Genomic DNA, 9367 nt, shown 5'->3' on the forward strand with positions numbered 1-9367 from the left:
CCGCGGCGGGGTCGGGTGCCGGGTTCGGGCAGTTCGCGCGCTTCGCGATCCCCAATCGGGCGAACCTGAACGCGCTGTCCAAGCGCACCGACCTGTTCTTCGCCACCGCCGTGATGGGCATCCTCACGGTGCTCATTTTCCCGCTGCCGGCCTTCCTCCTCGACCTGCTGCTCGCGGTCTCGATCATCATCTCGGTGCTGATCATGATGACCGGGCTGTTCATCGACAACCCGCTCGAGTTCACGGTCTTCCCGACCCTGCTGCTCGTCGCGACCCTGCTGCGCCTCGCCCTCAACCTCGCCTCGACCCGCCTCATCCTCGGTCACGGGCACGAGGGAACGGCGGCCGCCGGCCACGTCATCGAGGCCTTCGGCAACTTCGTGATGGGTGGCAACTTCGTCATCGGGATCATCGTGTTCGCGATCCTGATCATCGTGAACTTCGTGGTCATCACCAAGGGCTCGGGTCGCATCGCAGAGGTGGCCGCCCGCTTCACCCTCGACGCGATGCCGGGCAAGCAGATGGCCATCGACGCCGATCTCTCGGCGGGGCTCATCGACGAGAAGGTCGCCAAAGCCCGCCGCGCCGCCCTGGAAGAAGAGTCCTCCTTCTTCGGCGCCATGGACGGTGCCTCGAAGTTCGTGCGCGGGGACGCCATCGCGGCGCTGCTCATCACCTTCATCAACGTCATCGGCGGCATCATCATCGGTGTCGCCCAGCAGGGCATGCCCTTCATGGGGGCTGCCAAGACCTACACGCTGCTCACGATCGGTGACGGCCTGGCCTCCCAGGTGCCTGCCCTCATCGTCTCCACGGCCGCCGGCATCCTGGTGTCGAAGGCGGGCGTGAAGGGCTCGGCCGACAAGGCGCTCGGCAAGCAGCTCGCCAACTACCCGAAGGCGCTCGGCATGTCCTCGGGCGTCATGGTGCTGATCGCGCTCCTGCCCGGCATGCCCATGCTGCCGTTCCTGGGCCTCGCCGGCGCGTCCGGCTACGCCGCCTGGCACTTCGCCAAGGTCGCTCGCGAGGCTCCGCCGCTGGATGCCGACGGCGCGCCGATGGACCCCACCGCGGTCGCCGCCGCCCAGGCCGCCAAGGAGGAGACCGTCACCGATCTCCTCAAGCTCGACGACCTCAAGCTGGAGATGGGCTACGCCCTGCTGGCCATGGTCAACGGGCCGGAGGGGCAGGACCGGCTCACCGACCAGATCAAGGCCCTGCGCCGCCAGCTCGCGGCGGATCTCGGGTTCGTCATGCCCTCGGTGCGCATCCTCGACAACGTGCAGCTCGACGCTAATGCCTACGTGGTCCGTGTGAAGGAGATCGAGGCCGGCACGGGACAGATCTTCCCCGGCCAGTTCATGGCCATGGATCCGATGGGCGGACAGGTGCAGCTGCCCGGCCAGCACATGCTGGAGCCGACCTTCGGCCTGCCCGCCACCTGGATCGACGCTTCGCTGCGCGATCAGGCGCAGCTCAAGGGCTACACGGTGGTGGATGCCGCCACCGTGGTCTCGACGCACCTGACCGAGATCATCAAGGCGCACGTCTCAGAGCTCCTCAACCACGTCGAGGTGCAGAAGCTCCTGCGCGAACTCTCCAAGGAGCACGGCGAACTCCTGAAGGAGGTCATGCCGAGTCAGATCGGCACCACGGGCATCCAGCGCGTGCTGCAGTTCCTGCTGGCCGAGCGGGTTTCGATCCGTGATCTCGGGGCGATCGTCGAGGGCATCGCGGAGGTGGCCGGCCACGTGAAGAATCCGCGCGACATCGTCGAGCATGTCCGCGCCCGCCTCGGGCGCCAGATCTGCGCCCAGTATCAGGGGCCGGACGGCATGCTGCCGATCATCACGCTGTCGCCGGCCTGGGAGCAGGCCTTCCTCGAATCGATCGCGGGCGAGCGCGACGAGCGCTACCTCGCCATGCAGCCCTCCAAGCTCTCGGAATTCGTCAACACGGTGCGGGACCGCTTCGAGGCCGCCGCCCGCATGGGCGAGATGCCGGTGCTCGTCACCTCCGTCCAGGCCCGGCCCTTCGTGCGCTCCATCATCGAACGCTTCCGCCGCGAGACCCCGGTGATGAGCCAAGCCGAGATCCATCCCCGCGCCCGGCTCCGGACCATCGGCTCGGTCTAAGCGTCTCTCCGCGAAACGCCCGCCGCATGCCACGTCTGGTACGGGAGCGGGCGTGATCCGGGTGCTCCTCGCGACGCACCGTACGGCGCCCGGCGGATCGACCCGGGCCACCGGATCGAGCCGGGAACGCCCATCCCCGCATGACAAAGAAAAAGGGCCACCCTTCCGGGCGGCCCTCCTGCGTATCGGCTCTGACCGGTTGGATCAGCGCGAATAGAACTCGATGACCAGGTTCGGTTCCATCTGAACCGGGTAGGGAACCTCGCCGAGGTTCGGTACGCGGGTGACGCGGGCCGTCATCTTCTGATGATCCACCTCGATGTAGTCCGGCACGTCGCGCTCCGGGAGCTGCGCGGCCACGACGACGATCTCGAGCTGCTTGGACGAGTCCTTGACCTCGATCAGATCGCCCGGCTTCACGAGGTAGCTGGCGATGTTGACGCGCTGGCCGTTGACCTTGACGTGACCGTGGTTGACGAACTGACGCGCCGCGAACGGGGTCGGTACGAACTTCGCACGGTACACGACGGCGTCGAGGCGGCGCTCGAGCAGGCCGATCAGGTTCTCGCCGGAATCGCCGCGCAGGCGGATCGCCTCGGCATAGTAGCGGCGGAACTGCTTCTCGGTGATGTTGGCGTAGTAGCCCTTGAGCTTCTGCTTGGCGCGCAGCTGCGTGCCGAAGTCGGACATCTTGCCCTTGCGGCGCTGGCCGTGCTGGCCGGGGCCGTACTCGCGGCGATTGACGGGGCTCTTCGGGCGGCCCCAGATGTTCTGGCCCATGCGGCGATCAAGCTTGTGCTTCGCCTGAATGCGTTTTGACATCGCGGTTCCTCTCGCAATGGAGATCTATCGAGGAACGCGCCCTCCTCTCTTCGACGCCGGCTCGGGCCGGGGACGGAGCGACAGGACGGACAGGGCCGCCCACGGGTGCGCTTGAAAATGCGTCGGGGCCCCTCGTCGGAGCCCCGTCACCGGCGCTTCGTTAGAGCAGGCCCGCCCCCGCGTCAATGCCGAGCCGGCTCGGCTCAGGCCGGGGGCGCCGGATGGATCGGTCCCGAACGTGTCAGGCGCGGCGCGCGGTCGGTCATCGTCGCGTGCTGCGGGCTCGGGTGGCCGAGGAGCGCGACGCCCGGCAGGCGGCGGATGCACAGGCGCGTGACGCCGAGGAACGGCATGGCTGGTTCGTGCGCCCCGGCGATGTCCTGGCCCGCGCCGATGCGACGAACCTGTGTAGAGCGAAGCTGCGGCCGGCGGTGCGCCCGCTATTGCAGGCCCAGCGGCATGGCCTCCACCGCGATTCCGCCGACGCCCCGCGCGGCCAGGGAGCGCCGCAGCGGAGCGGTCAGGCCGGCCCCTCCGGTGAAGGCGCCGAACACCGGGGCGGCATCCGGTGCATTGCGATCGACCGGGCCGAGGAGCTGGATCACCCGCCGGGCGATGGCCGGGGCCGGGTCGATCCATGTCACCGGCCAGGGGGCAAGCGCCTGGAAGCGGGGGAGGAGAAGCGGATAATGTGTGCAGGCGAGGCAGACCACGTCGGTACGCTGGCCATCCTCCAGGGTGACGAAGCAGGGCGCGATCTCGCTGGCGAGCGCGGCATCGTCGACCGGGCTGCCGGCCAGTTCGGCCTCGGCGAATCCGGCGAGGTTCGGAGCCCCCACCAGGGTGACGGCGCAGGCGCCCGCGTAGGTTTCCACGAGTTCGTGGGTATAGGCCCGCGCCACGGTGCCGGGGGTCGCCAGCAGGCTCACCACCCGCGAGCGCGTGGCTTCCGCCGCCGGTTTGATCGGCGGCACGACGCCGACGAACGGGGTGACGAAGCGCTGGCGGAGGGCCGGCAGGACCAGCGTCGATGCCGTGTTGCAGGCCACCACCACGAGGTCCGGCGCGTGCAGGCCGATCAGGCGCTCCATGACGGTAAGCACCCGCTCCACCAGCACCGGCTCCGAGAGGCGGCCATACGGGAAGGCCGCGTCGTCGGCTGCGTAGACGTAAGCGGCGTCAGGACGGGCTCGCCGCACCTGCTCCAGCACCGTGAGGCCGCCGAGCCCGGAATCGAACACCAGGATCGTGGGCGTCGGCGCCAGCTTGCGTGCCACGGCGCCCGTGGTCGCTCCTGCCATGAGATCGATCCGCATCCGAGTCCGGTCCGGTTGCCCCGCGTCGAAGGCGGAGTGTCGGCCCCGGAGGGTTAAGGCGATCTCACCATGGCGGCAAAAAGGCGACCCGGTTCGGCCGCGTAGAATGCGGTTCGGCCACCGCGCAAGCGTGACCGCGACGAAGAGCCCGGCAGGGCCTCGGTTGTCGAATGCCCGCGCAGCCATATCTCACCTTCTCGAAAGAAGTAGGGAGTGGCCGCCATGGCAGCGACGGCAGCGTTTCGCGAGACCCGTGACGAGGCGGCCGATCCGGCGGCCTTCCCGCCCCCGCACCTCGGCGTGCGCCCCGTCGATCGGGCGGCCTGGACCGCCGCTTTCCGCCACGTCCGCGACGAGACCGAGCGCCGCGCCGCGCCCCTGTCGCCCGAGGACCAGCAGGTCCAGTCGATGGCGGATTCGAGCCCGACGAAGTGGCACCGCGCGCACACAACGTGGTTCTTCGAGCAGTTCCTCCTGCGCGAGCACCTGCCGGGCTACGCGATCTACGACGAGCGGCTGCACTACCTGTTCAACTCGTACTACGTCGCCGCCGGCCCGCGTCAGCCGCGGATCATGCGGGGTCTCATCACCCGTCCCACCGCCGACGAGGTCGCGGGCTACCGGGCACATGTGGACCGCGCGGTCGAGGCCCTCCTGAGCCAGGCTTCGGCGAGCGCCCTCGATGCGATCCTGCCGGTGCTGGAAATCGGGCTCTACCACGAGCAGCAGCACCAGGAGCTTCTGGTCACCGACATCCTGCACGCCTTCGCGCAGAACCCCCTCGGCCCCGCCTACGATACGGACTGGCGCTTTCCACGGCCGCAGGACGCCACGGGTCGGGTGGACCTCGCCCGCGGCATCACGCAGATCGGCCATGCCGGCGAAGGCTTCTCGTTCGACAACGAATCGCCCCGCCACGACGTGCTGATCCAGGGCGGCACCATCGACCGCGCCCTGGTCACCAATGCCGACTGGCTCGCCTTCATGGCCGATGGTGGCTACGCGCGCCCGGAACTCTGGCTCTCGGACGGCTGGATCGCCGCGCAGGCCGAGGGCTGGGACGCGCCGGGCTACTGGCGGCGCGCGGGCGAAGGCTGGGCGAGCATGACGCTCGCGGGCATCCGAGCGGTCGATCCGGCGCTGCCCGTCACCCACATCAGCTACTACGAGGCCGACGCCTATGCGCGCTGGGCCGGGCGTGACCTGCCGACCGAGTTCGAATGGGAGGTGGCCGCCCGCGAGGATCGCCTCGCCGACGCCTTCGGCCTCGTCTGGCAATGGACCCGCAGCGCCTACACCGCCTATCCGGGCTACCGGCCGGTGGACGGGGCACTCGGCGAGTACAACGGCAAGTTCATGTCGAACCAGTTCGTGCTGCGCGGCTCCTCCGTGGCGACGCCGCAGGGCCATGCACGGGTGGGCTACCGCAACTTCTTCTATCCGCACCAGCGCTGGCAGTTCACGGGCCTGCGCCTGTCGGACGCCCGCTGAGTTTTCGAGACCCGTCGCGTATCCGGAGAGACGCTTTGACCATCAATCCCGTCTTCACGGACGCGACCCCGATCGCCGCCATCGACGCCGAGCGCCAATTCCTCGACGACGTGATGGTGGGCCTATCGGCCCCCCAGAAGTTCCTCTCCGCCAAGTATTTCTACGACGCGGCCGGGTCGGACCTGTTCGAGGCAATCACCCGCCAGCCGGAATACTACCCGACCCGCACCGAACTCGGCATCCTCGACGATCAGGGCGCGGCCATCGCCGTGACCCTGCCGGCGCGGGCCAACCTGGTGGAACTCGGCAGCGGCTCCACCGTGAAGGTGCGGCGCCTGATGGTGCACCGGCCGGATCTGGCGGCCTACGTACCGGTGGACGTCTCGGAGAGCTTCCTGCGGAGCGAGGCGGAAGCGCTGGCACGCGACTTCCCGAACCTGACGATCACCCCCGTGGCGGCCGATTTCACCCGCGCCTTCACCCTGCCGGAGGGGCTGTCCGAGGGACCGGTCGCCGGCTTCTTCCCCGGCTCGACCATCGGCAATTTCGAGCCGCCCCAGGCCACCAGCCTGCTGGCGCATTTCGGCCGGGTGCTCGGGCCCGGCGCGACCCTGATCATCGGCGTCGACCTCGTGAAGGACAAGGCCGTGCTTGATGCGGCCTATGACGACGCGGCCGGAGTGACGGCGGCCTTCAACCGCAACCTCCTGACCCGCATCCGGAACGAACTCGGCGCGGAGATCGACCTCGACGGGTTCAAACACCGGGCCTTCTTCGACCGCCAAGCCTCTCGTATCGAGATGCATCTCGTCAGCCTGCGGGCGCAGTCGATCCGCCTTGCCAACCGGCGGATCGATTTCGAGGCCGGCGAGACGATCCATACGGAGAACAGCTACAAGTACACGGTCGAGCGCTTTCAGGCCCTTTCCGGCGAGGCCGGTTGGATTCCGACCGAGGTCTGGACCGATCCCGAGCGCCTGTTCTCGATCCACGCGCTCCGGCGGCCCTGATCCTTCAGGCGCGCTTTTCCATCATCGCTTTGACCTGCATGAGCTGGTCCCAGAGCTGGCCCGGCGAGGTTCCGAGGAAGTCGAGGCCGGCGGTCACGCCCCAGTAGATTCCGAACACGATCAGCGGCACGAGGATCCAGCCCAGGATCTCCTCGCCCTGCCGCCGACGCTTGCGGCGCAGGCGGCGCTCCTCGCGACGGGACAGCTTCGGGGCGCTCTGAGCCTGCGTGCCGGTGACGGGCGTGAGGGGGCCCTCGTGCAAGTCGTTCATCGGGGACGCCCTCCTCGGTCGATCACTGCGATGGGAGGCGTTCCCGGCCGGTCTGTCGCTCTGCCCGCCCTCCGTGTCCGCGCTTGCTAACCATACCGGGATCGCGTGTCGACCGCCGGGTATGCATTTGTCGGGCGGCCGTGACGGTGTGTCCCCATACGCAAACGGCCTCCCCGGATGATCCGGGGAGGCCGTTCGGTTGGGATCAGGCCTTGACCAGAGGCACCTTGGGCACGGTGCGCACGCCGCCCGAGCCTCCGTTCGGACCGCCCTTGTCGTCGCGCTTGTCGTTCGGCTTGCGTGCGGAGGACTTCACTTTGGCGCGCTTGTGCTTCTTGGCGGCGTTGGCCACGTCCTTCTCGGGCTTCGGCGTAACGGGTCCGGCCGGGAACTCGAAGCCGAGCGTATCCTTCGCCCCGTCCTTGGCCCCCGCATCGGGCTTGCGCACCACGACCCGGACGGCCCCGCCCTCCTTGAGGCGCCCGAACAGGACCTCGTCGGCCAGGGGCGTTTTGATCGTGGACTGGATCAGGCGCGCCATCGGGCGAGCGCCCATGGCGTCGTCGTAGCCGTTCTCCGTCAGCCAGTCGCGGGCCTCGTCCGAGAGCTCGATGGTGACGTTGCGATCGGCGAGCTGCGCCTCGAGCTGGAGGACGAACTTGTCCACCACCTTCGCCACCACGTCCTTCGGCAGGTGGCCGAACGAGATGATGGCATCGAGCCGGTTGCGGAATTCCGGCGCGAACAGCTTGTTGATCGCCTCCACGTCGTCGCCCGAGCGCTTGGTCTGGGTGAAACCGTAGGCCGAACGCGCGAGGTCGGAAGCGCCCGCATTCGTGGTCATGATGATGATCACGTTGCGGAAATCGACCTGCTTACCGTTGTGGTCGGTCAGCTTGCCGTGGTCCATGACCTGCAACAGGATGTTGAACAGGTCCGGATGCGCCTTCTCGATCTCGTCGAGGAGCAGCACGCAGTGCGGGTGCTGGTCGATGCCGTCGGTGAGCAGGCCGCCCTGATCGAAGCCCACGTAGCCGGGCGGCGCGCCGATGAGCCGGCTGACCGTGTGGCGCTCCATGTACTCGGACATGTCGAAACGCAGCATCTCGACGCCGAGCGAGGCGGCGAGTTGCTTGGCGGCCTCGGTCTTGCCGACGCCGGTCGGGCCCGCAAACAGGTAGGAACCGATCGGCTTGTCCGGATCACGCAGCCCGGCCCGGGCCAGCTTGATCGCCGAGGTCAGCGCCTCGATGGCGTTGGGCTGGCCGTAGACCACGCGCTTGAGGTTCTCGGTCAGGTTCTTGAGCACCACCGCGTCGTCCTTCGAGACGGTCTTCGGCGGGATGCGCGCCATCGTGGCGATGGTGGCCTCGATCTCCTTGACGCCGATGGTGCGCTTGCGGCGCGCTTCCGGCACCAGCATCTGCGAGGCGCCGGTCTCGTCGATGACGTCGATGGCCTTGTCCGGCAGCTTGCGGTCGTTGATGTAGCGCGCCGACAGCTCGACCGCGGCCTTGACGGCCTCGGTGGTGTACTTGAGCTTGTGGAACTCCTCGAAATACGGCTTCAGCCCCTTCACGATCTCGATCGCGTCGGGGATCGACGGCTCGTTGACGTCGATCTTCTGGAAGCGGCGCACCAGGGCGCGGTCCTTCTCGAAGTACTGGCGGTACTCCTTGTAGGTAGTCGAGCCGATGCAGCGGAGCGACCCGTTGGCCAGAGCGGGCTTGAGGAGGTTCGAGGCGTCCATCGCGCCCCCGGAGGTGGCGCCGGCGCCGATCACCGTATGGATCTCGTCGATGAAGAGCACCGCGTTGGGGTGCGCCTCGATCTCCTTCATCACCTGCTTCAGGCGCTCCTCGAAATCGCCCCGGTAGCGGGTGCCGGCAAGCAGCGTGCCCATGTCCAAGGAGAATACGGTCGCGTCGACGAGGACCTCGGGGACCTCCTTGTTGATGATCTTGCGGGCCAGCCCCTCCGCGATGGCGGTCTTGCCGACGCCGGGCTCGCCCACGAGGAGCGGGTTGTTCTTCTGGCGGCGGCAGAGGATCTGGATCGTGCGCTGCACCTCGGCCTCGCGGCCGATCAGGGGGTCGATCCGGCCGTCGCGGGCCTTCTTGTTCAGGTTGACGCAGTAGGCCTCGAGGGCATCGCCCTTCTTCTTGGCGCGACCGTCGCTCTCCTCGCCGCTCGGACGCTCGGCGGCGGGCTCGTCCTCGGCGCCGCGCACGGGCTTCGCCTCGGAGGCGCCGGGGCGCTTGGCGATGCCGTGGCTGATGTAGTTGACCGCGTCGTAGCGGGTCATGTCCTGCTCCTGCAGGA

The 9367-nt window shown here is 68.3% G+C and carries 8 protein-coding genes; 3 read left to right on the plus strand and 5 right to left on the minus strand.

Annotated elements, in window-relative coordinates:
- The first annotated feature begins 47 nt into the window (after positions 1–47).
- Positions 48–2135, plus strand: coding sequence for a flagellar biosynthesis protein FlhA (gene flhA / locus K2X24_RS09715; protein WP_292497243.1), 2088 nt, complete (start codon positions 48–50; stop codon positions 2133–2135).
- A gap of 204 nt (positions 2136–2339) precedes the next feature.
- Here the strand turns inward: flhA and rpsD are convergent, their stop codons facing one another.
- From rpsD to murI, 3 genes are all read right to left on the minus strand, one after another.
- Entirely contained in the window at positions 2340–2957 is a 618-nt protein-coding gene (gene rpsD / locus K2X24_RS09720; RefSeq protein ID WP_238275694.1) for a 30S ribosomal protein S4, read from the minus strand.
- 203 nt (positions 2958–3160) lie between these two features.
- Positions 3161–3310 (minus strand): hypothetical protein, encoded by a 150-nt coding sequence (locus tag K2X24_RS09725; protein ID WP_292497232.1) that lies wholly within the window; start codon positions 3308–3310, stop codon positions 3161–3163.
- An 87-nt stretch (positions 3311–3397) separates the two neighbouring features.
- Positions 3398–4273, minus strand: coding sequence for a glutamate racemase (murI, locus tag K2X24_RS09730; protein ID WP_292497233.1), 876 nt, complete (start codon positions 4271–4273; stop codon positions 3398–3400).
- 222 nt (positions 4274–4495) lie between these two features.
- Here murI and egtB point away from each other — a divergent pair, with 222 nt between their 5' ends.
- On the plus strand, positions 4496–5764 hold the full coding sequence (gene egtB / locus K2X24_RS09735; RefSeq protein ID WP_292497235.1) for an ergothioneine biosynthesis protein EgtB: 1269 nt from the start codon (positions 4496–4498) through the stop codon (positions 5762–5764).
- A 41-nt stretch (positions 5765–5805) separates the two neighbouring features.
- Entirely contained in the window at positions 5806–6774 is a 969-nt protein-coding gene (egtD, locus tag K2X24_RS09740; RefSeq protein WP_292497244.1) for an L-histidine N(alpha)-methyltransferase, read from the plus strand.
- Between the two features lie 4 nt (positions 6775–6778).
- Here the strand turns inward: egtD and K2X24_RS09745 are convergent, their stop codons facing one another.
- Positions 6779–7045, minus strand: coding sequence for a hypothetical protein (locus tag K2X24_RS09745; protein ID WP_292497238.1), 267 nt, complete (start codon positions 7043–7045; stop codon positions 6779–6781).
- A 205-nt stretch (positions 7046–7250) separates the two neighbouring features.
- Positions 7251–9367: ATP-dependent Clp protease ATP-binding subunit ClpA (gene clpA, locus K2X24_RS09750; RefSeq protein WP_292497241.1), on the minus strand; the 2117-nt coding region annotated here is incomplete at its 5' end.

The sequence above is a fragment of the Methylobacterium sp. genome, assembly GCF_019750675.1.
In the GTDB taxonomy this organism is placed as follows: Bacteria; Pseudomonadota; Alphaproteobacteria; order Rhizobiales; family Beijerinckiaceae; genus Methylobacterium.

Bases quoted from the DNA above. Each gene is read 5' to 3' on its own strand.
- rpsD (WP_238275694.1), bottom strand. From the start codon at position 2,957: ATGTCAAAACGCATTCAGGCGAAGCACAAGCTTGATCGCCGCATGGGC.
- K2X24_RS09725 (WP_292497232.1), bottom strand. From the start codon at position 3,310: ATGCCGTTCCTCGGCGTCACGCGCCTGTGCATCCGCCGCCTGCCGGGC.
- murI (WP_292497233.1), bottom strand. From the start codon at position 4,273: ATGCGGATCGATCTCATGGCAGGAGCGACCACGGGCGCCGTGGCACGC.
- egtB (WP_292497235.1), top strand. From the start codon at position 4,496: ATGGCAGCGACGGCAGCGTTTCGCGAGACCCGTGACGAGGCGGCCGAT.
- K2X24_RS09745 (WP_292497238.1), bottom strand. From the start codon at position 7,045: ATGAACGACTTGCACGAGGGCCCCCTCACGCCCGTCACCGGCACGCAG.